This window comes from Zunongwangia sp. HRR-M8, assembly GCF_027594405.1.
Classification (GTDB): domain Bacteria; phylum Bacteroidota; class Bacteroidia; order Flavobacteriales; family Flavobacteriaceae; genus Zunongwangia.
Genome location: NZ_CP115161.1, coordinates 2505048 through 2529583, shown reverse-complemented (window position 1 = coordinate 2529583; position 24536 = coordinate 2505048). Strand labels below are relative to the sequence as shown.

Annotated in this window: 23 protein-coding genes; 17 read left to right on the top strand and 6 right to left on the bottom strand. The window is 34.8% G+C overall.

The genetic code is table 11. The annotated features are described in order from the left end of the window. The first annotated feature begins 112 nt into the window (after positions 1-112). The 5 genes from dnaK (at position 113) to PBT89_RS10870 (ending at position 4465) form a co-directional block, all read left to right on the top strand. Complete coding sequence (gene dnaK, locus PBT89_RS10890; RefSeq protein WP_270061930.1) at positions 113-2029, top strand: molecular chaperone DnaK; 1917 nt, start codon at positions 113-115, stop codon at positions 2027-2029. A 116-nt stretch (positions 2030-2145) separates the two neighbouring features. Continuing rightward, complete coding sequence (locus PBT89_RS10885; protein WP_270061929.1) at positions 2146-2532, top strand: hypothetical protein; 387 nt, start codon at positions 2146-2148, stop codon at positions 2530-2532. Positions 2533-2642: 110 nt separating this feature from the next. Next, positions 2643-2993 carry a hypothetical protein gene (locus tag PBT89_RS10880; protein ID WP_270061928.1) on the top strand — a complete coding sequence of 117 codons (351 nt, stop codon included), beginning with the start codon at positions 2643-2645 and terminating at the stop codon, positions 2991-2993. Positions 2994-3117: 124 nt separating this feature from the next. Beyond that, positions 3118-3702 carry a hypothetical protein gene (locus PBT89_RS10875; protein WP_270061927.1) on the top strand — a complete coding sequence of 195 codons (585 nt, stop codon included), beginning with the start codon at positions 3118-3120 and terminating at the stop codon, positions 3700-3702. Positions 3703-3808: 106 nt separating this feature from the next. Further along, entirely contained in the window at positions 3809-4465 is a 657-nt protein-coding gene (locus tag PBT89_RS10870) for a hypothetical protein (RefSeq protein ID WP_270061926.1), read from the top strand. Positions 4466-4472: 7 nt separating this feature from the next. Here the strand turns inward: PBT89_RS10870 and PBT89_RS10865 are convergent, their stop codons facing one another. Further along, on the bottom strand, positions 4473-5750 hold the full coding sequence (locus PBT89_RS10865; RefSeq protein WP_270061925.1) for an NRAMP family divalent metal transporter: 1278 nt from the start codon (positions 5748-5750) through the stop codon (positions 4473-4475). A 205-nt stretch (positions 5751-5955) separates the two neighbouring features. Further along, positions 5956-6591 (bottom strand): alpha/beta hydrolase, encoded by a 636-nt coding sequence (locus tag PBT89_RS10860; RefSeq protein WP_270061924.1) that lies wholly within the window; start codon positions 6589-6591, stop codon positions 5956-5958. A gap of 48 nt (positions 6592-6639) precedes the next feature. Here PBT89_RS10860 and PBT89_RS10855 point away from each other — a divergent pair, with 48 nt between their 5' ends. The 6 genes from PBT89_RS10855 (at position 6640) to PBT89_RS10830 (ending at position 12186) form a co-directional block, all read left to right on the top strand. Then, the gene (locus tag PBT89_RS10855; protein ID WP_270061923.1) at positions 6640-7062 is read left to right on the top strand and encodes a PaaI family thioesterase; all 423 of its coding nucleotides are present in this window, start codon (positions 6640-6642) and stop codon (positions 7060-7062) included. Beyond that, complete coding sequence (locus PBT89_RS10850; RefSeq protein WP_270061922.1) at positions 7059-8198, top strand: chorismate-binding protein; 1140 nt, start codon at positions 7059-7061, stop codon at positions 8196-8198. Before PBT89_RS10855 ends, PBT89_RS10850 begins: the two co-directional genes overlap by 4 nt. A gap of 198 nt (positions 8199-8396) precedes the next feature. Then, positions 8397-10127 (top strand): 2-succinyl-5-enolpyruvyl-6-hydroxy-3-cyclohexene-1-carboxylic-acid synthase, encoded by a 1731-nt coding sequence (gene menD / locus PBT89_RS10845; protein WP_270061921.1) that lies wholly within the window; start codon positions 8397-8399, stop codon positions 10125-10127. 27 nt (positions 10128-10154) lie between these two features. After that, entirely contained in the window at positions 10155-10700 is a 546-nt protein-coding gene (locus tag PBT89_RS10840) for an HNH endonuclease signature motif containing protein (RefSeq protein WP_270060963.1), read from the top strand. A 196-nt stretch (positions 10701-10896) separates the two neighbouring features. Continuing rightward, positions 10897-11241: a DUF2853 family protein gene (locus tag PBT89_RS10835; protein WP_270060964.1), complete on the top strand. Its 345-nt coding sequence runs from the start codon at positions 10897-10899 to the stop codon at positions 11239-11241. A gap of 105 nt (positions 11242-11346) precedes the next feature. Beyond that, on the top strand, positions 11347-12186 hold the full coding sequence (locus tag PBT89_RS10830; protein ID WP_270060965.1) for a CvfB family protein: 840 nt from the start codon (positions 11347-11349) through the stop codon (positions 12184-12186). Here PBT89_RS10830 and PBT89_RS10825 read toward each other — a convergent pair. Continuing rightward, positions 12183-12680 carry a hypothetical protein gene (locus PBT89_RS10825; RefSeq protein ID WP_270061920.1) on the bottom strand — a complete coding sequence of 166 codons (498 nt, stop codon included), beginning with the start codon at positions 12678-12680 and terminating at the stop codon, positions 12183-12185. The two genes, PBT89_RS10830 and PBT89_RS10825, sit on opposite strands and share 4 nt — an antisense overlap. Before the next feature lie 220 nt (positions 12681-12900). Here PBT89_RS10825 and PBT89_RS10820 point away from each other — a divergent pair, with 220 nt between their 5' ends. The 6 genes from PBT89_RS10820 (at position 12901) to PBT89_RS10795 (ending at position 18307) form a co-directional block, all read left to right on the top strand. Continuing rightward, entirely contained in the window at positions 12901-13644 is a 744-nt protein-coding gene (locus PBT89_RS10820) for a GLPGLI family protein (RefSeq protein WP_270061919.1), read from the top strand. A gap of 84 nt (positions 13645-13728) precedes the next feature. Then, positions 13729-14136, top strand: a complete 408-nt coding sequence (locus PBT89_RS10815; protein WP_270061918.1) for a DUF2059 domain-containing protein — start codon at positions 13729-13731, stop codon at positions 14134-14136. A gap of 337 nt (positions 14137-14473) precedes the next feature. Next, positions 14474-15313 (top strand): 1,4-dihydroxy-2-naphthoyl-CoA synthase, encoded by an 840-nt coding sequence (locus tag PBT89_RS10810; RefSeq protein ID WP_270060969.1) that lies wholly within the window; start codon positions 14474-14476, stop codon positions 15311-15313. After that, entirely contained in the window at positions 15301-15825 is a 525-nt protein-coding gene (locus PBT89_RS10805; protein WP_270061917.1) for a PH domain-containing protein, read from the top strand. Before PBT89_RS10810 ends, PBT89_RS10805 begins: the two co-directional genes overlap by 13 nt. Next, entirely contained in the window at positions 15818-17350 is a 1533-nt protein-coding gene (locus PBT89_RS10800; RefSeq protein WP_270061916.1) for a PH domain-containing protein, read from the top strand. The genes PBT89_RS10805 and PBT89_RS10800 overlap by 8 nt, the downstream gene beginning before the upstream one ends. Positions 17351-17446: 96 nt before the next feature. Further along, the gene (locus PBT89_RS10795) at positions 17447-18307 is read left to right on the top strand and encodes a right-handed parallel beta-helix repeat-containing protein (protein WP_270061915.1); all 861 of its coding nucleotides are present in this window, start codon (positions 17447-17449) and stop codon (positions 18305-18307) included. A 67-nt stretch (positions 18308-18374) separates the two neighbouring features. Here PBT89_RS10795 and PBT89_RS10790 read toward each other — a convergent pair whose 3' ends face one another. The 3 genes from PBT89_RS10790 to PBT89_RS10780 form a co-directional block, all read right to left on the bottom strand. Continuing rightward, the gene (locus PBT89_RS10790) at positions 18375-20780 is read right to left on the bottom strand and encodes an alpha-ketoacid dehydrogenase subunit alpha/beta (RefSeq protein WP_270061914.1); all 2406 of its coding nucleotides are present in this window, start codon (positions 20778-20780) and stop codon (positions 18375-18377) included. A gap of 195 nt (positions 20781-20975) precedes the next feature. After that, positions 20976-23735 (bottom strand): metalloprotease, encoded by a 2760-nt coding sequence (locus tag PBT89_RS10785; RefSeq protein WP_270061913.1) that lies wholly within the window; start codon positions 23733-23735, stop codon positions 20976-20978. A 105-nt stretch (positions 23736-23840) separates the two neighbouring features. After that, entirely contained in the window at positions 23841-24530 is a 690-nt protein-coding gene (locus tag PBT89_RS10780; RefSeq protein WP_270060975.1) for a TIGR00730 family Rossman fold protein, read from the bottom strand. Between the last annotated feature and the right edge of the window lie 6 nt (positions 24531-24536).

Sequence of the window (24536 nt, the reverse complement as noted above, 5' to 3'; positions counted from 1 at the left end):
ACACAGCTGTTTAAAAATGTTTCTGCCAACCTGTCATAAGTTTTTTGCTGGCATAAAGATTGACTTTTAGAGATCGAAACATTGAATAAAAAATTAAATTAAGTATAAAGTTATGAGTAAGATAATTGGAATTGATTTAGGTACAACAAACTCCTGCGTTTCAGTTATGGAAGGTAACGAGCCTACGGTAATCCCTAATGCCGAAGGTAAAAGAACAACTCCTTCTGTAATTGCTTTTGTAGAAGGTGGTGAAATTAAAGTTGGAGATCCTGCAAAAAGACAGGCTGTTACCAACCCAGAAAAAACGATTGCTTCCATCAAAAGATTTATGGGTAATAAATACTCTGAATCTTCAAGAGAAGCAGGGCGTGTAGCATATAAAGTAAAAAAAGGAGATAATGATACTCCTCGTGTAGATATTGACGGTCGTCTTTATACTCCGCAAGAACTTTCAGCAATGATCCTTCAGAAAATGAAAAAAACTGCTGAAGATTATTTAGGACAGGATGTTACTGAAGCTGTAATTACAGTACCAGCATATTTTAACGATTCTCAGCGTCAGGCTACTAAAGAAGCTGGTGAAATCGCAGGTCTTAAAGTAAGACGTATCATTAACGAGCCAACAGCGGCTGCACTTGCATACGGTCTTGATAAAAAATCAACAGATCAAAAAATCGCAGTATATGATCTTGGTGGTGGTACTTTCGATATTTCTATCCTAGAATTAGGTGATGGTGTATTTGAGGTATTATCTACAAATGGTGATACTCACCTTGGTGGAGACGATTTTGACGAAGTGATTATCGATTGGTTAGCTGATACTTTTCAGAAAGCTGAAGATATCGATCTTAGAAAAGATCCTATGGCGTTGCAGCGTCTAAAAGAAGCTGCTGAAAAAGCGAAGATTGAGTTATCATCTTCTTCTCAAACAGAAATTAATCTACCTTATGTTACTGCTACAGCTAGTGGACCAAAACACTTGGTAGAATCTTTATCTAGATCTAAGTTTGAGCAATTAGCTGCAGAATTAGTGACAAGATCTATGGAGCCAGTTAAAAAAGCGCTTCAAGATGCAGGTCTTTCTAAAAGTGATATTGATGAAGTAATTTTAGTAGGTGGTTCTACTCGTATTCCTAAAATTCAGGAAGAAGTAGAAAGTTTCTTCGGAAAAAAACCTTCTAAAGGTGTGAATCCAGATGAGGTAGTATCTATTGGTGCTGCAATTCAGGGTGGTGTATTAACTGGTGATGTTAAAGACGTATTGTTATTAGATGTTACTCCGCTTTCATTAGGTATCGAAACTATGGGTGGTGTGAACACTAAACTAATTGAAGCGAATACAACTATTCCTTCTAAAAAATCCCAAACATTCTCTACCGCAGCAGATAATCAGCCTTCAGTAGAAATTCACGTACTACAAGGAGAGCGTCCAATGGCGGCAGATAACAAAACGATTGGTAGATTCCATTTAGACGGAATTCCACCAGCGCCAAGAGGAACACCTCAGATTGAAGTAACTTTCGATATCGATGCTAACGGTATTATTAAAGTAAGCGCGACAGATAAAGCAACAGGAAAATCTCAGGATATTCGTATCGAAGCTTCTTCAGGACTAACAGAAGAAGAAATCGAGAAAATGAAGCAGGAAGCTGAAGCTAATGCTGATGCCGATAAAAAAGCGAAAGAAAAAGTAGATAAGCTTAACGAAGCAGACGGGATGATCTTCCAAACTGAGAAGCAGTTGAAAGAATTTGGAGACAAACTTTCTGACGATAAGAAAAAGCCTATTGAAGATGCTTTAGAAGAGCTTAAGAAAGCTTACGAAACTAAAGAGTTGGAACAAATAACTCTTGCATTAGACAAATTGAATGAAGCATGGAAAACAGCTTCTGAAGAAATGTATAAAGCGCAAGCTGAAGCACAAGGTGGTGCTCAGGGAGCTGCTGGTGCAGAAGGTGGACAAGCCGGAGGCGGTGAAGCCAAAGGTGGAGACGATGTAGAAGATGTAGACTTTGAAGAAGTGAAATAAACTTCATCTAGATATTAGATAAAAAGCCGCTGGATTTTTCAGCGGCTTTTTTTATACGCAACCTTTTAGGGTTTTTTGCATCTATAGTGTGAAAGCATGTTTTAATTCAATCAATTATGAGAAGATCATTATTATTTTTCCTTTTACTCTCTGTACTATTTTCCTGCACTGAAGATGGAAATGAAGTCGTTGCAAATTCGCAAATTAAGTTAGAAAGTGCTTGTACAGCAGAAGATCCTTTAGCAATAGGTTGGATGCAGGACTTAAAACAGAAGTTAGATTGTGGTGAATTTTCCTGCGAAGTTTCAATTATAAAAAGTGAATATGAAGGTGAAACAGTTTTTTATATTCAAATGATAGACCCGTTATGTTATGGATTCGACGAGATTACTTTATACAGTTGTACGGGAAAAAAGGTTGAATCATTTACTATTGAAGAGAGCAGGGAGTTCGTAAATAGTCCAGGTCGAGAGATCGAGGAAATCTTTATTTGTAATGACTAAAGGAGATTAAAATTTCATATTTGATAAAAAGCCGCTGGATTTTTCAGCGGCTTTTTTTGTACGCAACCTTTTTTGAATTTTAGTATCTAATTAGAAATCAATGAAATATTATGATCAGAAAACTATCAATTTTAGCTTTAACAATTTTACTATTTTCTTGTTCAGACGATGATGATACTAACTGTCCAGGTGGATTAAATGAAACTTGGTTTACTAATTTTAAAGCTGAACTGAACTCAAATTGCGAAATTGAAGTTTCAATTTTTAGAGGTAATTATAAGGGACAAACTGTTTATTATGAATTAATCACTGATGGTGCTGTGAATTTTCAAGCGATGATAACATTTTATAACTGTAATGGAGATGTTGAAGCTGAATTAACTGCAGAACAAAGTAATGAGTACTTAGACAATGAAGGTCAGGATGATTTAAAGCTTTTTACCTGCTCTGATTCGGATTAATTTTAATGATAGTGATCTCCACTTTTTGAGATAAATACTTATTTGACTCAAATTAATCCTTTTTGCATAAGTGCTTTTTTGATGAAAAAATAAAATAATCATATATCGAAATTCAAAAAAACAAATGAAAAAACTTTTACTTCTATGTGTATTAACCTTTCTTACACTTTCCTGTAGTAATGATGACGATGATTCAACAGATTTTAGATATGAACCGTATAATTTAAGCATTGGTTCTTTAAATGATTGTACAGCGCTTGAAATCACTTGTCCTGTTAACGTCACTTGTGACGAAAACTATTATTATCGAGCTTATAGTTATATGGATGAGCGTTTTCAAATTTATATAAGTTTGGATGCAGACATCGTTAATAATTTTTCCGAAAAAAGTATTCGTGAAAATTTTCAATATATAAATTTTGTATTCCGTTTTCCGGAGCAATCGAGCGAAACTGTAAGCTATCATTATAGTACACTAGATCCTATTAAAAAATTAGATGAAGCTACTGAAGAAGGAGCTAATTTTAGAATTAATAGTTTTGAAAATGGAGTTTTAAATGCAACAATATCTGGATATACCAATAGGATTTCAAAAATAATAATTTCAGATGATCCAGATTGTAGTATTGGTGACGTTCGAGGTATGTGTGGCGAAAATATTGAGGCGGATATTAATTATAGCATAGATTTAAGTTTTTGTTTTGAGTAAACTTTTAAAAATACAATTGTAGAAAAAGCCGCTAAGAAATCAGCGGCTTTTTTTATACGCAACCTTTTTTGAATTTTAGTATCTAATTAGAAATCAATGAAATATTATGATCAAAAAACTATCAATTTTAGCTTTAACAATTTTACTATTTTCGTGTTCAGACGATGATGATGGTATTAAAGTCAATTTTGATGATTTTGAAGCCATACCTGAAGAATATCCTTTTTCAGATATAAATCCAGAAACGCCAATCTCTTATTTTGAGTATATCCAGACAATGCCAGATTATGAAGATCCCGATGATCCAAATTCAATAATATATCGCAATACTATACTTTTTTCTTTTGGTGAAACTTGTTCAGATGTTGATTGTAAAACAGCTTTTAACGAATTACAGGCCGAAGAAGGATTTAACTATGGTTGCCTACCGGGATACTGCTTTAGTTACATCAAATATCAAAGACAAGAAGATAATTTTTTAGTCACTTCTAAAGAGGATGTTCTTAATTTCCTCGGAGAAATAAGCACACCAGGCGAAGCCTTACTCGTTGCGAGAGCTAACGGATATTATTGGGCAGTAGATGATAAAAATAATGGAGCTTATAAACAAGTAGAAGATGGATTTGAATTAATCGTTAGGCAAACCGTAAAATTCTGTGAACCAGTACAGACCGATCGATTTTATATAAAAATAAGTGCAGATGGTACAATTAGCATTTTGAAACAAGAAGTTGCTGAGGTTTTGGAGAATGCCTGCGTTTAATATGATTCTATACAAAAAAATTATAACCCAAATATGCAATATTAAATATCAAAAGCATCACAAAGCATATCATGGTAAATATTCGATAGTTTTTACCGGGACGGTCGGCTTCTGGCATTTCTTTGCCGGTAACTAATTTATAATTAAACCATGCGAGAATCGGAGCTGATAAAAAAGATAATCCGGCAGCAAAATCAACAAGAACAGTAAAAGATCCAGAACTAAAATATAGAATCGCCAACGAAAGTATCGGGATAATGAATATCGATATTTTATAAAATTGCCAGCGTTTTTTACGATTATCGGTTTTGGATACTTCAGGATGAAAAAGTTCTGAGATTACTCTGGGATACGCATCGGTCACGGTAATTACAGTACTCAGCATGGTGACAAAAGCAGCGATTGCGATAATCGGTTTGCTCCATTCTCCAAGTGTTTTTCCGTAGAGATTAATAAGCTGAGAAGAAAATTCAACGCTGTTGCTGCTAAAACTCTCACCACTCCCAAACATTACTAAAACACCAAGTAAAAAGAAAAGCACTCCAATAAAACATGCCGAAAAATACCCAATATTGAAGTCTAAAAAGGCATTTTTTAAAGTCAATTTTTCTATGTTGCCGTGAGCTTTTTCCTTAGTCCATATTGAATGCCATACTGCAGCATCAAGGGGAATAGGCATCCAACCCATAAAAGCGATAATAAAGCCAAGACTTGCAGTAGTCCAAAGCGACGGAATTTCTACGGTTTCAATTGGGTCTTTTTGTATTCCCAAGGCCATACAAACTGCCGCCAAAGTGGCTACGGTAAGCAGACTCACGATAATCTTCATGCTTTTGTCTAATCCGGGGTATTTCCCGATTAAAAGCAAAGCAATACTAGCTCCAAAGATGATAAAACTCCATACAAAAGGGGATAAGCCGAAATTAAAAAGCCGTTCAGCTAAACCAGCAGTCACGATAGTTACAGCGGCCTGAATAATAAACATGCTGGCCACGGTAATAAATATGAACAAATAATACGGAATCTTACCTAACTGCTTATAGCCGGAAATTAAATGTTTCCCGGTTCCGGCCACATAACGAGCACCAAATTCTAAAAATGGATACTTAGAAATACACGCCAGCAATAACGCCCAAATTAAGATGTATCCATAATCAGCTCCGGCACGTGTAGACTGCACCAAGTGTGAAACTCCAATTGCAGCGCCCGCAAGTAAAAATCCCGGACCGATATTCTTTAAAACTGAAGTTTTTTTTGAAGTTCCTACGCTTTTTTGTGATTCCATTGCTTTTATAAATCGTATGTCGCGAAAATATTCAAAATTATTCAGAAAAAAATGAAAAGTGGATAATGTAATTTAGGCGTAAGTTATAGGAAACAAGACTCAAGATAAAAGAGTCTAGAAGATAGAATATAGAATTTGTGTTGAATTTTGAATTATAAATTTATTAAGATAGTTGCTAACAGCTGATCGCTCAAACAAATGCAAATCAACTAAGTTTCTTAATAATTTCAGTGTTAAATTCGTGTCCGCCGTTATACCTTATAATTTCAAAATTTTTTGGGAACAAGGATTTCATACGTTCTTCTTCAACTTTTATGATTCCTTTTTTTAGGTATTCATCTTCTGTTCCGTAGAGATAAGTAACTTTTGTGTCTTTTAAGAATTTAAAATCTTCGGGATTTAATTCCGCAGGCACTTTTCCGGAATGAAGAATTAGTTGATCGCATTTAATCTGTCTTCGCGCTAAAAATCGTGTAGCTACAGAAACTCCCTGGGAATATCCCAAAACAATCAAATTGGGCGCTTTAGCTAACTTTTCTTCTGTAAATAATTCATCTAAATAGTTCAGCACGTTTTCAATATCAGCGTCTGTATTTTCTTTTGTAAGCCAGGAAGCGCCTACATGTCGATAATCAGATTTTAAATAATATTTGCTTTGTGCCTGTGGTGCGATAATATAGTTTTCACTGGGATCCAGATGATTAAAAAACCGAATAAAATACCGGCTTAAATATCCAATACCATGGCAAACCAACCAGACATTTTTTGTGGTTTCGGTAAACTCGTTTAAAACACTATAGGTGTTGCTAATTTGGTAATAAACCTGTTTTTCGCGGCTCATGCTGTAGATTCAATTTTGTACTTTTACAAAGTAATTAATCGTAATGCTATGAACAAAGAGGAAATCCTGGGAATGTGTGCAAAAATGTGTGAAAACACGTTGATGGAAACCTTGAATATTGAATTTATCGATGTTGGTGAAGATTTTTTAACCGCAAAAATGCCTGTGACGCCAAGAGTGCATCAGCCAGATGGCGTGTTGCATGGCGGCGCAAGTGTGGCTTTGGCCGAAAGTGTTGGGAGCGCTGCGAGTTATCTATTTTTAGATACCCAAGATTTTGTGATTCGCGGTATAGAAATTTCTGCCAATCACCTTAAAAGCATAAAAGAGGGCGATGTTTTTGCCAAAGCCACTTTTATTCATAAAGGCCGTACCACGCAACTTTGGAATATTCATATTACCGATGCTGCAGATAATTTAATTTCCCTGGTAAAACTAACAACCATAGCACTAGCAAAAAAGAAATCATGATGCAGGCGATGGCGTTTTTTAACGCATTAGAAGATCATATCAATAAAAATTTACCCGTTGTAGCTTATCGAAAACCCGATGAAAATGTAATCCAAGCATTGCTACAAAAGGATAAGCAATCGTATACAACGACCGATTTTTCAGAAAGCGGATTTGTTTTTTCTGATTTCTGCGGAAAGAAAAGTTTTTTAATTCCTGAAGATAAATCTGAACATATTTCTACGGAATTAAAAACTGAAGATTCTATAAAAGAAACTTCAGAATATATTCCAGAAATTACAAATCATACTCAGCAAAAAGAGCATGAAGAGCTGGTTGAAAAAGCAATTACTGAAATTGAATCCGGTAGTATGAAAAAAGTGGTTTTAGCCAGAAAAGAGCATAGCCAAACGCAACTTTCAGCCGTTTCGATCTTTAAAAATTTACTCGAAAATTATCCAAAAGCCTTTTGCTATATCTGGTCTCATCCTGAAAGCGGAATTTGGTTAGGAGCTACACCAGAGACTTTGGTGAAAGTTGAACGAAATCGCTTTAAAACTATGGCTCTTGCTGGAACGCAGGCTTTTAAAGCAACCATCGATGAAGCTACGTGGACACCAAAAGAGGTAGAAGAGCAAAAAATTGTTTCAGACGAGATTGTGCAAAAATTAAAGGATTTTAAAGTATCTGCCGGAGCAATTAACCTGAGTGATCCTTATACCGTAAAAGCGGGGAATTTGTTACATATTCGTACCGATATATCAGCTGTTTTAGAGAATGATAATTTATCGAATTTATTGGAAAGTTTACATCCAACTCCTGCTGTATGCGGATTTCCGCGTGAGAAAGCAAAGAAATTCATTTTGGAGAATGAGCATAGTGATCGCGAATTTTACTCCGGTTTTCTTGGGGAGATTAATCTTAAACAAGAAATAAAGCGAAATTCGAATCGTCGAAATCAAGAAAATCAGGCGTATGCCAGCATTTCAAAACAATCACAGATATTCGTGAATCTTAGATGTATGAAATTAGTGAAAGGCGAAGCTGAAATTTTTATTGGCGGCGGTATAACGGTAGATTCTAACCCGGCAGCCGAATGGGAAGAAACAGTGAACAAAAGTTATACGATTAAATCGGTTTTGGTCCATCAGGATTAAAATGAAAATCAATTAAACCTCACAGGTTTTTGAAACCTGTGAGGTTTGGCTAAGTTTTCTCTATCTAAAAAATTCAGTTAAATACTTTTTAAAGGTGCTGCGGAAGTCTGCCGTAAATCGTAATTTTGAGGTATAATTATGTTGCGTTGAAGTTTCCTAACTTTCCCTAGAAGCTTCCGCTCGCAAAAAATAAACTTTGTGAAGTATTCTAAAATACCTGTTGCACGTAATGTGGTTTCACTTTGCGTTTCAAAAAATATAAAACACGTAGTAATCTCTCCAGGCTCAAGAAATGCACCGTTAACAATTGGATTTACGCATCATCCAGAAATACGGTCTTACAGCATTGTAGACGAGCGTTGTGCCGCTTTTGTTGCCCTAGGAATGGCGCAGCAACTACAGCAACCGGTGGCACTGGTGTGCAGCTCTGGTTCAGCATTGCTTAATTATTATCCGGCAATTTCAGAGGCTTTTTATAGCGATATTCCGCTTGTAGTAATTTCTGCAGATCGCCCAATCGAACGTATCGATATTGGGGACGGGCAAACCATTAGGCAGAAAAATGTCTATGAAAATCATATTCTTTATTCGGCAAATCTTTATTCTGAGCTGGTTTTAGAATCTGAAGCGATCGATAAAAAACTTCAGCAAAAACAATGGGAAGCACAAAAACATAATGAGCGTGAGATTAATTTAGCGCTGAATAAAGCTATTGAAGAAAAAGGACCGGTGCATATTAATGTGCCTTTTTACGAACCGCTTTATGATACGGTTGAAGATATCGAGGTAAATCCTATCGAGATCCTTCCTGAAATTACCAAAAGGCACTATTCCAAAGAAGAGCTTTTGCCTTATGCCGAAATTTGGAATAAGTCTAAGCGCAAAATGGTAATTGTTGGTGTTGCTCATCCAAATGTAGTGGAGCAAAAATTCCTTGAGAAACTAGCTAAAGATGACTCTGTAATTGTATTTACTGAAACAACCTCCAACTTACACCACTCAGCATTTTTTACCAGAATCGATACGATCGTTGGCCCTATCGAGAAAGACGAAAATATGCAAGAGCTTTTTGAAGCTTTGCGACCAGATATTTTGTTTACGTTTGGAGGAATGATCGTTTCAAAAAAAATAAAAGCTTTTCTGCGGAATTATAATCCCAAGCATCACTGGCACGTCGATTCTAAAAAGGCGTATAATACGTTCTTTTGCTTAAATAAGCATTTTGAAACATCGGTGAATGATTTTTTTAAAGATTTCTTTCCGCTTACATCAAAAATCGATAGTGATTATGGCGAATTTTGGAAAAATATACGTGAAAAACGCCAGGTGCGGCACGATGCGTATATGGACGAGATTCCGTATTCAGATTTAAAAGCCATGCAATTATTGGTGCCAAAGGTGCCAGATCATTATATTATGCAATTGGCCAATAGTTCTACTATTCGCTACGCGCAATTATTTAAATGGAATCCTTTGCTGCGAATTTTCTGTAATCGCGGTACTAGTGGTATCGATGGTAGTATCTCAACCGCAGTAGGATCTGCGATGGCGAGTAAAGAACCTGTTTTGATGGTAACGGGCGATCTTAGTTTCTTTTACGATAGCAACGCCCTTTGGAATAAATATTTACCTGCTAATTTTAGAATTATAATTCTGAATAATTCAGGTGGAGGAATTTTCAGAATTCTGCCAGGAAATAAGAATAGCGAACAGTTTGATACATTTTTTGAAACCGTTCATGACCTTAAAGCAGAACAATTGGCAAAAATGTATAAATTTGAATATGATTCGGCCAATTCAGAACCTGAAATTAATCATTCTTTAAGCACATTTTTTGAGGCTTCAGAACGACCTAAAATTTTAGAGATTTTTACGCCGCGTAAAGTAAACGATAAGGTTTTACTAGAGTATTTTAGTTACATGAGGTAATTAACATTTGATAAAAAAAATTGAGAAATGATACGAAGTTATTGGAATGAAGAATGGAAAGAGATTGAGTTTGATAGCAAAATATCTGAAAAAGAAAAATTTAAAATATCAAATTACGGTAGAATTATAAATTGCAAAACTGATAAGGAATTTCTTGTAAAGAAATATTTTATAAACGGTTATCAAACTTTACCTCTTCAGCAAAAAGAGAATGGAAAACGGACAAGCAGATACGTCCATAGGCTTATTGCAGAGCATTTTTTAGAAAGAAATGATGGCACTTGCGTGATTCATTTGAATTACGACAAGACCGACAATCGAATTGAAAATCTAAAATGGGCTACTAAAAGAGAAAAAGAACTTCATCAATTTAATCATCCAGATTGGGCCAAAATTGTTGAAAAAAGGAGCAAGAATATTGGTAAATTAAACGAAGGAAAAGTAAAGATTATTAAACGCCAATTAAAAAACAATAGGACTAGAATTAAAATGATTGCAAAAAATTTCGGAGTATCCGATATGCAAATTCATAGGATAAAAACGGGAGAAAATTGGAGTTCTGTAACGGAATAAGAACTTTAAATAACAGGTACATTAATTCTGAATTTTGAGTGAGCTGCTAACTAAACAGCTCACTATATATTGAATTCTTTAACAAATTCTCAGGTTTTTGATTAGATTTTAATTTTTCAGTAAGTATTCTTATGATTCTGTTGGGGCAAATTTGCTGAGTTTCTATGTAAATTCGAAGAAACCAAAAAACAAAATTATGAGTGCTAAGACTGATGAAAAAGTAGGAAAATATATTCAGGATATTAAAGAAAAGGTAGGAGAGGAGCCCGACGTGGCATTAATTCGAAAAATAACCGAATCGTTAGGTCCCGTAGTTTTTAGAAATGATGCAGAGACAGTTTCATCAAGCAGCGAAGACGAGTTAGAAACAGTAAAGCAAAATTTTCTAATTAAAAAACTGGGATTGCCTAACGATAGTAAACTTGATGTAGGATTAAATGCCATGCTAGAAAAATATGGCAAATCCAACCGAAATAAATACAGAGTAACACTGTATTATTTGCTTACCAAATACTTTAATAAAGAATCTGTATTTGCCTAATCTCATAGATTAGTTAAAAATGAATCCGTTTTCTAATTTAGGAAGCGGATTCTTTTTTGTGTAAGCCTGAAATTAAAAAGTATCTTTGTCATCTAAATTTATATTATGCTGAATATTGGCGAAAATCATCGTTTAATAATTGATCGTGAAACCGAACCCGGCTTGTTTCTAAAAAACGCTGAAGGAGACGAGGTGTTATTACCTAATAAATATATTCCTAAGAACTTTCAGTTAGAAGATGAAATAGAAGTTTTTGTGTACCTGGATCATTCAGAGCGACCGGTGGCGACTACTTTAGAGCCTTATGTAAAATTAGATGAATTCGCTTTTTTAGAATGTGTTGAAGTAACCGATTTTGGTGCATTTTTAGATTGGGGTTTAGAGAAACACCTTTTTGTTCCGTTTAAGGAGCAAGTATATCCTATGCAAAAAGGACATCGTTATTTGATCTTTTGTTATTTAGATGAAGACACTAATCGATTGGTAGCTTCAAGTAAAGTACATGCTTATTTAGATAATTCAGATTTAACAATAAAACCTTTTGAGGAAGTCGATCTAATTGTAAGTAACAAAACAGATCTTGGTTATAACGTGATTATCAATGAAATTCATCTTGGTTTGGTGTATAATGATGATGTTTTTCAGCCTATAGAAATTGGGGATCGCATTAAAGGATTTATAAAAAAGACTCGGAAAGACGGCAAAATCGATGTTACGCTGCAACGTCCTGGATATCGAAGTATTGAGCCAAACGCACAGGCTATTTTAGATGAATTACAACACCATGACGGCTATCTAAATATTACCGATAAATCTTCACCAGAAAAGATAAAAGCGGTGTTTAAAATGAGTAAAAAGAGTTTTAAGCGCGCGGCAGGAAATCTTTATAAACAACGCCAAATTGATATTAAAGAAGACGGTATTTATTTAAATCAGCAAAACTAATAATAATATCTACGGTTAGTGCGATATGGTTGTGAGTAATAACCTCTCATGGTATTATTGTATAATGCATTATGATATTGATAGAAAGGATTATTACTATTGGTAGTATTATTGAAGTTGCTAATACCGGTATTTAGTTGATTTTGTTCCTGATTATTACCGGTAAGCTGAAACACTTTTTCCTCTTTTCGCTGCGTTTGCGGTAAACTAATATTAGCCAATCTTTTAGCTTTCGCCATTTCACGTTGGCGATTTTCTTTTTCTATAATACCCACCATATCAAATTCTTCGCGCTCATTTTGGACGCCTATAAAAGTTCCACTTGGTAAATTAGGGTCGTATTGTAGAAATTGATTAGGGCTTAATTCCGTTAACGCAGGGGCGATAGAATGATCTTCCATTTTTAGATTCACAATGTTATTTTCAGGATTTTCCTGTGCCAAGGCAATTGCATTGAAACCTATGATAAATAATATGGCAAGAAGTCTTTTCATTAAAAATGAATATTTTAAAAAAGAAGATTCAAAAATTATGCTAAACTTAAAACAGACGGCGGTAATTTCAAAATTAAGAATCATTTTTTTATAGTAAACATATATTCTCAAATTTTAGTATCCATTTTTCTAAACTTTATCATTAAAATCCAATATTGTAAAATTGGTAAAGATTTTCTCTATATTTAGATAGCCTTACAAACAAAAACCATCAATCATCATGAAAAAAGTAAGTTATCTCTTAATAATATTAGTTTTATTTTTCAATTTAAACTCATTGCTAGCTCAGGAGACTTCGGGAATTATAAAGTATAAAGCAGTGATGAATGAAGATTTTAAAAACAAATCTCTTGAAGAGTTCAAGAAGAAAAAAGATGTTCCTCCGGCTATACGTAAACAAGTTATAGACATGTATCTAAACGATGAAGAGGATAATTACGAACTTCATTTTAAAGATCAAGAATCGTATTTTCATTACATCGAGAAATTAAAAAATGAAAATAGTAGCCTCAGTTTTGGAAGCAAAGCTGGAATAAACGATTTTTATGTAAATCTAAAAGACCAGAGAATTATAGAAAAAAGTTCTATGATGGGGTTATTGAAATATGATGTTATAAGCTGGAAAGTTAAAAACGAGACCAAATTAATTGGTGATTACAAATGCTTTAAAGCTGAAGGCTTAGAAAAAAAATATATGCGTGACGGGACAATTGAAGAAGAACCTGTTGTTGCATGGTTTACGCCAGAAATCCCATTGCAATTTGGACCACATAGTTATAATGGGCTCCCGGGCTTGATCTTAAGAATAGATAAGGAAGAGTCTACCGTTATCGCTACTGAAATTATGCTGAATCCAGAAGAAAAAATTAAGATCGATCCAATAAAAAAGGACGCAAAGGTTCGCTCTAGAAAGGAAGCTTATCAAATAGCAACAGATTATTATAACGACACCTACGGAAATTAATCTTTAATTGAAAAAACTTTGTGAAAATGACGATTCTTAAAAAATAAGACTACTTTAGGCTAAATTATAAAACCAAACCTAAATATGAAAAAGTTGATATTTGTCCTATTTGTAATCTTAGGAACCAGCGTTTTTGCACAGGAAACTGAAGGAGATTCATTTCAGAAAAAAGCAGTAAAATTAATCGAATTAACCTCTGGGCAACAATTTGAAATTATTAGCGAGCCTATTGTACAGCAAATTCCTGAAGAAAGTCGCGAAGATTTTAAAAAAGATTTAAATGAGAGTTTAAACGGACTCTATGTTAAGTTAGCTGAAATTTATCGAGAAGAATTTACTGAAGCAGAAATAGATGAAATTCTTGCGTTTTATGATACTTCGGTAGGAAAGAAAATGGTAGCTACCACACCAAAAGTAATGCAAAAAGCTATGACCGTTGGACAACAATGGGGGATGGAACTACAATCGATTATGGCAAAATACATGCAATAAGCGATAAATTCGAGAAAAATTAAAAAGCCTGGTTTAATCACCGGGTTTTTTTATAACTATTTTTTAAAGATTAGAATTTAGATCGCTGCGCTTTTAGAATCTAGAGAACAGACAAAAGAGAATTGTCAAGAAATACCGGAGATTTTATAATGTTGTATTCTAAATTTCAGGAAGAAACCAAGTCCACTTTTAATTCAAAATGTATAAAAAATCAGAGTTTTTCTGTAGATTATTAAATGGCGAGCTTCTTTTTAACGCAAACGGTAAAGTCCAAACTCCAACTTTCACTTTATAAACTCCTTCCAAAACCTTATTTTTACTTCATAAATTTTACATTATGGAAAAAGCTGACTGGAAAACAGTTAAGGAATACGACGATATCACTTATAAAAAGAGCAATGGTGTTGCCAGGATTGCATTTAACCGTCCAGAGGTTCGTAACGCATTTCGACCAAAAACAACTAGCGAGTTACTTGATGCTTTTCAAGATGCACACGAAGATACTTCTATAGGTGCTGTTTTACTTTCTGCAGAAGGTCCTTCACCAAAAGATGGAGTGTATTCTTTTTGCAGTGGTGGCGATCAAAAAGCCAGAGGTCACCAGGGTTATGTAGGAGAAGATGGTTATCATCGTTTAAATATTTTAGAAGTACAGCGGTTAATTCGCTTTATGCCAAAAGCGGTTATTTGTGTAGTGCCAGGATGGGCTGTTGGCGGTGGTCACAGTTTGCACGTGGTTTGTGACATTACTTTAGCAAGTAAAGAGCATGCTATTTTTAAACAAACCGATGCAGATGTTACCAGTTTCGATGCAGGTTATGGATCGGCTTATTTGGCCAAAATGGTTGGTCAAAAGAAAGCACGTGAAATTTTCTTTTTAGGTCGAAATTATTCAGCGCAAGAAGCTTACGATATGGGAATGGTAAATGCTGTAATTCCGCATGAAGAATTAGAAGATACCGCTTACCAATGGGCGCAGGAAATTCTTGCGAAATCACCTACTTCCATAAAAATGCTCAAGTTTGCCATGAATCTAACCGATGACGGAATGGTAGGACAACAGGTTTTTGCTGGTGAAGCGACTCGTTTGGCGTATATGACAGATGAAGCCAAAGAAGGTCGTAACGCATTTTTGGAAAAAAGAAAGCCAAATTTTGAGAAAAAATGGATTCCGTAGAGACTCAATTTAGCAATAATACGATCGATATCGCTACACTACCAAATTTTGAACAGGTAGCTATGAATCCCGTTCGTGCAAAATTATTAACCAAGCATCTGTTACAGACAGGTGCTTGGTTTCTACTTATTATTGCCTTTGGTGTTTTTATGTATTTTCAGAAAGAAGTTTTGGTTGGAAGTATTATTAGCGGAATTTTAATGCTGTTTTTAATATTTATGGTCTTCAACTTCATCAAAAAACAGCCGCGCTATGCCTACGCGATCAGAGAAAAAGATCTAATTTATAAACGCGGATTTCTTTTGAGTAAATCTACGGTTGTTTCTTTCAATAGAATTCAGCATGTATCTATAAGCCGTAGCCTTCTAGATAAGTGGCTCGATCTCTCTACTCTTAAAATTTTTACTGCCGGTGGTAGTGGCAGTGATGTGAAAATCCCTGGTTTAGATCCAACAATTGCCGAGAAACTAAAAGAAACTCTAGCAGGTAAAATAGCTAACGAAAATGGCTAAAGCTTTTAGTATACCGCAACGGCAATCTTTAGTAGGGATTCTACTCATTTTTACTTCTACTTTTTACAAGCTCGTTAGAGGTTTTTGGGCAGTTTTGGCCTATTTTGTATTCAAAAGGCCAGATGGTGACTTGTTATTATACATAGGTTTGGGACTTGCTGTGCTTTTGGTTTTGATCGCGATTTATAGCTATTTTGATTATAGAAAATTCCTCTTTCATATCGATTATGAAGCAGAAGAATTTATTCTGAAAAAAGGCGTTTTTAATTCAGATTTTGTGTCGATTCCTTTTGATAAAATTCAGCAGGTAAATTTTAAACGAGGCATTTTACAGCGTATCGCCGGAGTGTATAGTTTGGTTATCGATACTGCCGGAAGTAACGAAAAAGAAGTTGAAATAAAGGCGGTAAATACTGAAGATGCTAATCAACTGGCCGATATTTTAAACAGCCTGAAGGAGTCTAATAATACCGATACTGAAGTTTTAGAGGCGAATCAAATTAACGCTGAAGTCAAAACTGAAGAAGTTCAGAAAGAGAAATGGACGTATCGTTTAAGTTTGTCAACTTTGATCAAAACAGGTTTAAGCAGTAATTTCTTTAGAGGTTTTGGTCTTATCTTCGTATTTATTTCCACTATTTTTAATGAGCTGAATCAATTTTTCAGGGAAGAAACATCACAGTGGGAATCACAGTTTACTGAAGATATAGGAGGTGTAGCAACCGAGTCGATTTTGTTTATTTCCGCACTTATTTTTTTACTGCTCGCACTAAGTATTTTTATTACTACTGCGGAGGTTTTTATTAAATATTTCAATCTTAATCTTACGCAAACCAAAAGCAGTTTAGATCTGCAAATGGGTTTGCGTACCAATACACGGGTTTCCTTAAAACCAATCAGGGTTCAGATCTTAAAGATCGTTACCAATCCTATACAAAAACGCTTAAATTTATACAAAGCGAGCTTATGGGTAGCAAGTAGTGAAGACAATGATAAGAAAAGCGTGATTCAGATTCCTGGATTGGAAAAAGCTACGATTCAGAAAATAAAATCCTTTCTTTATCAGTCTTCAAAAGACGAATCCGGTATTACTTTTAGACCGCATTGGGTGGAATTATCGCGTCGTTTGCTTGTAGGCGTTATACCAGTGGTTGCCATCGGAATTTTACAATACTTCACTAATTTTATCGCATTTAGGTGGTGGATATTGGTAGCTTCAGTATATGTATTGCTCTATGCAATTTTACAATTCAGAATTTATAATTCATTATGTTTAAAGATAGGAGAGGAGTTTATAGCCAAATCCTATTCAGCTTGGGATGAAAGCACCGAAATCGTAGAAATCTACAAATTACAGGGGATTACTGTAGAACAACCTTTGTGGTATAAAAGGAGAAATCTTGTACACGTAATTTTTCATAATGCTGCAGGGGACATTACATTTAGAGCCGTTGATAAAGCCATTTTGCACAAAATGAACTTTTGTCTTTATGCTATAGAACGAAGCAATAAAGCCTGGATGTAATCCTAAACTTATAATATTTTCTTAAATTTTTTACGAAAACGTTTTCTTAAGACGAATCCTATTTATCTTTAGGTTACCTATTTAAACTAATTTATCATGAAAAAAATTGTACAAATTTTTGTCGTATTCTGTCTTTTCTTTACCAGTTGTAGCAAAGATGATCTGGACAAAACGGAAGATGATCTGAAAGTTTTAGACGCTAGCGTTGGCGTTTATAACGAGACCCAATTGAGAAACGCCGTAAATAATGCAAACCCCGGTGATATAATAACTATCAACGGAACCATTTATCTTACCCAGCAGTTACAGCTTTTACGTAATGGAACTTCGAGCGGTAAAATTAATTTAACAGGGGGAACTTTAGATTGTTCTAATATCTCTTCTGGTTGGGGTGTTAAAGTGAATGGTAGTTATTGGAATATTAGTAATATGACGATACGCTATGCACCAGATTGCGGGATTGTTTTTCAGCATGGTGGATATAATTGGGTATATAATGTAACCACCCATGGGAATGGCGATTCTGGTCTTCAAATTTACAATGGGTCCCATCATAACAGTATTAATAATAGTTACTCTTACGATAATTACGATGCTAATAACGGAGGAGAAAATGCAGATGGTTATGCATGCAAATTATCTGCAGGACCTGGTAATCAGTTTAACAATTGCACTGCTACCCATAATTCTGATGATGGTTGGGATTTATACGGGCAGCCATATTCAGTTTCCATTAAAAATTGTAATGCCTATAATAATGGCTATGGAGTTAATGGCGATGGAAATGGTTTTAAATTAGGTAGCGCTAACCAAAATGTAAGCCATACCGTTACAAACTGTTGGGCCCAAAATAATCTTGCTTATGGTTACGACGGGAACGGAAATACCGGACATATGAATATGAGCGGTAGCGGTGGTACCGGAAACCAGAAAGGACTTTTTGCAAGAATTTATTAATTATATAATTATCTAAAAAAAAAGCCGCTAACATAGCGGCTTTTTTAATATTAAGAATCTATAATACTTAGATAAATTTCGGGAATTTTTCTGGATTGGTTTCATGCATAATGCCATAAACTTTTTCAAAAACATCCTCGGGTGATGGCTTAGAAAAATAATCACCATCACTACCGTAAGCCGGGCGATGTTCTTTGGCAGTTAGCGTTTGTGGTTTGCTATCCAAATATCTCCATGCATTTTGGTCTTCCAGCACTTGTTGTAAAATATAAGAAGAGGCTCCACCTGGCACATCCTCATCGATTACCAGAAGACGGTTAGTTTTCTTAACACTCTCTACAATGTCTTTGGAAATATCAAAAGGAACTAAAGATTGGACATCAATAATTTCAACATCTATTCCGCTTTCAGCTAGTTCTTCAGCACTCTGTTCAATAATTCTAAGTGTTGAACCATAAGATACTAAGGTGATATCTTTCCCTTCTCTAATCGTTTCTACTTTTCCGATTGGTGTTTTGAATTTTCCTAAATTTTCTGGCAGCTTTTCCTTTAAACGATAGCCATTTAAGCATTCGATAACTAATGCAGGATTATCTAAATCTAAAAGATTGTTATAGAAGCCGGCAGCTTTTGTCATGTTTCTAGGAACCAAAACATAAACACCTCTCATTAAATTTAAAAGTCCACCAAGTTGCGATCCACTATGCCATATACCTTCCAGGCGATGTCCACGAGTTCTAACAATAAGTGGGTTTTTTTGTGTTCCCTTGGTACGATAATGTAAAGTTGATAAATCGTCACTAATTGTTTGTAATGCGTACATTACATAATCTAAATACTGAATTTCAGCTATAGGACGTAAACCTCTTAAAGATAAACCAATACCCTGGCCTAAGATCGTCGCTTCTCTAATCCCTGTATCGGCAACACGGTATTCTCCATATTTTTTCTGAAGCCCTTCTAAACCTTGGTTTACATCTCCAATTTCTCCAGCGTCTTCTCCAAAAATTAAGGTTTCTGGACGAGTTTCAAAAATCTTATCGAAATTATCACGAATTACAATTCTTGCATCCACAGTTTTAGACTCGTCACTATAAAATGGTTTTATTTCTTCATCAATTTTTTTGTTGTTACTATAGAGGTGACTGCTATATTCATCATCGGTTTGGACTTTGAAGTCTTCCATCCAGGCTAGCAAATCTCTTTTTTCACTACCTTCAAAATTAATGAGATGTCTTAAACTTTTCCTCGCAGTTGAAAGAACATCCTTTTTAAGAGGCTCTTTGCAACTTTTTAGCCCATTGATTAATTTCTTGATATTCTCTGCATCTTCACTTTTCTTAGCTATAGTGCTTAAAAGATGCAGTAATTCTTTTTGTCTTTGTTTATTAGGATTAATATAAGCCTCCCAAGCGCGTTTTTTACCTTCTCGTACTTCTCGCTTAATATTCTTTTCTAAATCACTAATCTCTTCAGGAGTGCTGAATCCATTATCGATAATCCATTTTCTAAATTGTGTATTACAATCATATTCTTTTTCCCACGCAAGACGTTTTTCACTTTTGTAACGTTCGTGAGATCCAGAGGTCGAGTGGCCTTGCGGTTGTGTTAACTCAACCACATGAATCAGTACCGGGCAATGTTCTGCTCTGGCGATTTTCTGAGCTTTATCATAAGCTTCAACAAGGGCTACATAATCCCAACCATTCACAACGATTATTTCGTAACCATTGTTTTTATCTTCATCTCTTTGGAAACCTTTTAAAACTTCAGAAATACTTTCTTTAGTTGTTTGATGTTTTGCGTGAACAGAAATTCCGTATTCATCATCCCAAACGCTTAAGATCATTGGAACTTGCAAAACACCTGCTGCGTTTACAGTTTCCCAAAAATGTCCTTCACTGGTACTGGCATTTCCAATGGTACCCCATGCAATTTCATTTCCGTTATCTGAAAATTTTTCAGCATCAATACCTTCAACGTGACGATAAATTTTAGAAGCTTGCGCCAATCCTAATAATCTTGGCATTTGTCCTGCAGTTGGAGAAATATCTGCACTAGAGTTTTTCTGCTCCATCAAATTTTTCCAACTTCCGTCTTCATTTATGTTGTGGGAAATAAAATGGCCACCCATTTGGCGACCTGCAGACATTGGCTCATTCTTAATATCTGTATCGGCGTAAAGGCCGGCAAAGAAGTTTTCTATGGTAAGAGCTCCAATCGCCATCATAAACGTTTGATCGCGATAGTAACCAGATCTAAAATCTCCGTTTTTGAAGCTTTTAGCCATAGCAAGTTGTGGCAATTCTTTTCCGTCTCCAAAAATACCAAATTTAGCTTTTCCGGTTAGTACTTCTCGTCTTCCCAGTAAACTACATTCTCGGCTCGTAACGGCAACTTTATAATCTTCTAAAACCTGAGTTTTAAAATCTTCGTAAGAAATCGATTCTTTAGTTTCGGTTTCGCTTTGCATGAACTTCTTTTTTGGATCATACAAATATAGCGAAAATTAGAATTATACACAATTCATAAAAATCGTGATATTTTAAATATAACATATTTTAACATCGATTAATTAAATATAATTTAAAAAATATTAGCGAATTGTAGTTTTTGTTGAATTCTTTAAAATTTGTAGTTCTTGCTGAAATTTTCGGATTCTAGTCCTTTAGTACCAACGCCTGGTAAATAATCTTATTAATGTATTGATATCCAGAGAAACTATAAATCGAATTTTTTGGTCGTAATTGGGTTGAGCTACTTCCCAGCCCAAATTTGAATAAACCGGGAAAAATAATTCGAAATAATCTTCAACAAGGGCTACGCGAACTCCTGAATCGTATAGAAATTCGCTGTTCTTGCCTTGGTTTTTTACTATTCCGGCATCACCGTAAGCAAAAATCCATTTCCAGATATTAGTACTTGCATTAACTGTAGTGATCCATTGGTTTGCGTATTCTGGCATCACCTGAGATTTAAAGCCGCCTTCAGCCATAATAATTTGCTGGCTAAATAATCCAGAGCCTTCGCTTCTTCCGTAGTAATTATAATCGAACAAATAATCTGTAGGGCGATCTAGAGCGAAGCTAAAGTAATCTGAATCCTGAATGTCTCTATAAATAAATGCTCCACCAAAAAATCTTAAATTTAACTGGCGATTATTTTTGAAAAGCTTACGATATTGAAGTGTTAATGAAACTTTACTAAAATTTTCTGCAAGCTGGTAATCTATCAGTGCTGAGGTACGATCTACTAAATACGATTTGCTAAAAGCATAGCGAATATTGAAAACATTGTAATTAGGGGTTTCATTTTCAATCTCCGGGTTATCATCGCGAAACACATTTACATTTCTTATGGATAAAGTTTGTCTTTCGTTATCGCGAAGATTTTGCGGCCTAAAGTAAAAGCTAAGATAAGGGGTGTATCTTCTATAATACAAATCGTATCCATAAGAAAATCTATTACCACTTATACCCATTCTAATAGTGCTTAAGTCGCGATTTAGATATTGCCAAGTGTAATCTAAACCTGCGCTCCCAACTACTGTATTACTATTAAAACCATATTTTGGAGATAATTTAAAACTGAAATTGCGTGACAAAAATGTCGTATTATATAATTTAGGGCCTAAGGCTATACCGTCGTATAAATTGTATTCGAACTCTGGCATAAAAAAAACTTGCGTATATCGTGGATCTTCAATATCTTCTAGTAATCTAAACTGAAGTGGTTTGTTGAATAATTTACTAACCCCTTTGTAATTATTGCGTTGATTAAACTCAGGGATTATCTGCTCGTAGTTTAGTGCAATTCTTTCGGCGTCATTACGCGGGATCGTCACTGTTTTCTCTTTATTAATACTGTCTACCCAGGTTTTGTAAATTATTTGGTCGTTTTTAATCGCATATAGAGAAACGGGCAGGTTATTTTCCCGACGATTTTTAATTGTAACCTTAAGTGAATCTTTAGATTTTTTGAGTTTCGATATTTTGAAATCGATTTTTTTACGAGTACTCACATAGTCCTCGAAAAACCAATTTATATTCTTATCGGTATTGTTCCGAAGTATCGAGGCAAATTCTTCTGCATTGCTCAGCTTTAATTTATTTTCTGAATAAAATTTAGAAATCGAATTTCTTACAGCCGTGCTTCCAAGATAATCTTCTAAATATTTTATTCCAATTCCGGCTTTATAAGGATTGGCAATATTAAGGTTAAATTTTAATAGCGAATCTTTATGTTCATTTAGAGGCTGATCGATATTCATTCGCGCCATATTCATATAAAGCAATTGATAGCGATCATTAAATTCCAGATCTGCTGCATGAAACCAGCGAAGACCTATAATTTTACTAAGACTACCAAGAAGTTTCATTTTTGGATAATAACGATCTACATAATCCATCATTATTGAAATAGCTATGGCATCATAAATCCATTGATCTTCTCTTGGATTAAGTAAAAGGCTATTGCTAAGAAAATTGTTGGTAATTGTTTTTAATTGCTGAATATCATAATTAAAACCATCGGGGAAAGGTCTTATAAAATCGGGTAATTGGTTTAAGCCATAAACAGGATTTTTAAGATAATCTTCTTTGGTAATTAAAAGTTTTTTGTGGGGATATGCTCCCAAACGTTCTTCTAAGAAATCAAAAATTCTAATAAGAATTAGATCTTTTATTTCTGGTTGCAAACCATCATCATCAAGATTAGTTACTAATCGATGGCGACCAACGGGTAAGGTTTCTAACTGGTAAGTTTGGGTGAGTAAAAGTTCAGATTCAACCCGGTTTTTCCCCGATAATGAAATGCATCTTCTATTGCCTTTAACATAATTTTCGGTAATATTTAATGAGCTCGAAGGACTAAATTCGGTAGGTGTATTTAGATGAATATCAATATCAGCAGGCGGTGTAAATTGCTCGCCAATATCTTTATGGCTATAAATTTTCCAACCCCCATTAAAAACAGCCGGAGTTAAATACCAGAATTTTAATTTGTAGTCGCCCTTATCGCTTACACCAAAGCGAGTAAATTTATCGCTGGGCAATTTGATATTGTAATCAAAATGAAGTGTTACTGATGCACCAGGTTCGATCTTTTTATTTAACAGAACCCGAATAATATCTGGATGGTCTTTAGGTCTTAGCCAAATAAGACTGTCACCATCCAGTTTTACATTATTTATCGTAGTATATCCTTTTTCTTCTGGTTTAGAAAAATGAAATTTTCTTATGTATTCTTCCTCAAAGCGCCGTGCTAGGGGAGTACTTTTATCCTTAAACGCGTTCGCCCAATCATTTAGATAAACTTCCCTAATTGCTTCTGTGGAAGTATTTAAAAATTTAACTTCCTGTTGAATATAAATTTTACTCTCTTCTTTATTTATTCTAGCATCTATTGAAATATAATGCTGAGCGACCAAGCTCGTTATATTAACTAGGCAACATAAAACTAATAGAAGAAAGTTTCTCAAAAGGCTTTTAGGTTTTAGTGTCTAATATGCTTACGAAAACTTTGATATCAAGGTTTAGAAGTTAGGACTTAAATTGTACTCTTCATAAAATTTATCCAGAATTTCAATTACTTCCTCTGGAGTATCAACTACCTGAACAAGATCCATATCTGGAGCGCTAATGTTTTTAAAACTATCTAATAACGTAGTTTTTATCCATTCTACCAAACCACTCCAAAAATCGCTTCCCACTAAAATTATAGGAAACTTGTCGATTTTATGGGTTTGAATAAGTGTAATCGCTTCAAACAATTCGTCTAAAGTTCCAAAACCTCCCGGCATTACCACAAATCCCTGAGAATATTTAACGAACATTACCTTTCTTACAAAGAAATAATCGAAATCTAAACTTTTATCATTGTCAATATATGGATTGTCGTGCTGCTCAAAAGGTAGTTCAATATTAAGTCCAACTGAAGTTCCTCCGGCAAGATGTGCTCCTTTGTTTCCTGCTTCCATAATCCCGGGACCACCACCTGTTATAATTCCGTAGCCATGATCTACTATTTTCTTCGCTACTTCTTCAGTAAGCTTATAATATTTCATATCGGGTTTTGTACGAGCTGAACCAAATATCGAAACACATGGGCCAATCTGACTCAATTTTTCGTATCCATTCACAAACTCGCCCATAATTTTAAAGATTGCCCAGCTATCGTTTGTTCTTATTTCGTTCCAGGTTTTTCCTCCTTGTTTTGGTCTCATTCTTTT

Coding starts and splice junctions, on each gene's coding strand:
- PBT89_RS10865 (WP_270061925.1), bottom strand. CDS start 5,750: ATGGAATCACAAAAAAGCGTAGGAACTTCAAAAAAAACTTCAGTTTTA.
- PBT89_RS10790 (WP_270061914.1), bottom strand. CDS start 20,780: ATGCAAAGCGAAACCGAAACTAAAGAATCGATTTCTTACGAAGATTTT.
- PBT89_RS10825 (WP_270061920.1), bottom strand. CDS start 12,680: ATGAAAAGACTTCTTGCCATATTATTTATCATAGGTTTCAATGCAATT.
- PBT89_RS10855 (WP_270061923.1), top strand. CDS start 6,640: ATGAACAAAGAGGAAATCCTGGGAATGTGTGCAAAAATGTGTGAAAAC.
- PBT89_RS10795 (WP_270061915.1), top strand. CDS start 17,447: ATGAAAAAAATTGTACAAATTTTTGTCGTATTCTGTCTTTTCTTTACC.
- PBT89_RS10835 (WP_270060964.1), top strand. CDS start 10,897: ATGAGTGCTAAGACTGATGAAAAAGTAGGAAAATATATTCAGGATATT.
- PBT89_RS10780 (WP_270060975.1), bottom strand. CDS start 24,530: ATGAGACCAAAACAAGGAGGAAAAACCTGGAACGAAATAAGAACAAAC.
- PBT89_RS10880 (WP_270061928.1), top strand. CDS start 2,643: ATGATCAGAAAACTATCAATTTTAGCTTTAACAATTTTACTATTTTCT.
- PBT89_RS10870 (WP_270061926.1), top strand. CDS start 3,809: ATGATCAAAAAACTATCAATTTTAGCTTTAACAATTTTACTATTTTCG.
- PBT89_RS10810 (WP_270060969.1), top strand. CDS start 14,474: ATGGAAAAAGCTGACTGGAAAACAGTTAAGGAATACGACGATATCACT.
- PBT89_RS10860 (WP_270061924.1), bottom strand. CDS start 6,591: ATGAGCCGCGAAAAACAGGTTTATTACCAAATTAGCAACACCTATAGT.
- PBT89_RS10815 (WP_270061918.1), top strand. CDS start 13,729: ATGAAAAAGTTGATATTTGTCCTATTTGTAATCTTAGGAACCAGCGTT.
- PBT89_RS10820 (WP_270061919.1), top strand. CDS start 12,901: ATGAAAAAAGTAAGTTATCTCTTAATAATATTAGTTTTATTTTTCAAT.
- PBT89_RS10830 (WP_270060965.1), top strand. CDS start 11,347: ATGCTGAATATTGGCGAAAATCATCGTTTAATAATTGATCGTGAAACC.
- PBT89_RS10805 (WP_270061917.1), top strand. CDS start 15,301: ATGGATTCCGTAGAGACTCAATTTAGCAATAATACGATCGATATCGCT.
- PBT89_RS10840 (WP_270060963.1), top strand. CDS start 10,155: ATGATACGAAGTTATTGGAATGAAGAATGGAAAGAGATTGAGTTTGAT.
- dnaK (WP_270061930.1), top strand. CDS start 113: ATGAGTAAGATAATTGGAATTGATTTAGGTACAACAAACTCCTGCGTT.
- PBT89_RS10800 (WP_270061916.1), top strand. CDS start 15,818: ATGGCTAAAGCTTTTAGTATACCGCAACGGCAATCTTTAGTAGGGATT.
- PBT89_RS10875 (WP_270061927.1), top strand. CDS start 3,118: ATGAAAAAACTTTTACTTCTATGTGTATTAACCTTTCTTACACTTTCC.
- PBT89_RS10850 (WP_270061922.1), top strand. CDS start 7,059: ATGATGCAGGCGATGGCGTTTTTTAACGCATTAGAAGATCATATCAAT.
- PBT89_RS10885 (WP_270061929.1), top strand. CDS start 2,146: ATGAGAAGATCATTATTATTTTTCCTTTTACTCTCTGTACTATTTTCC.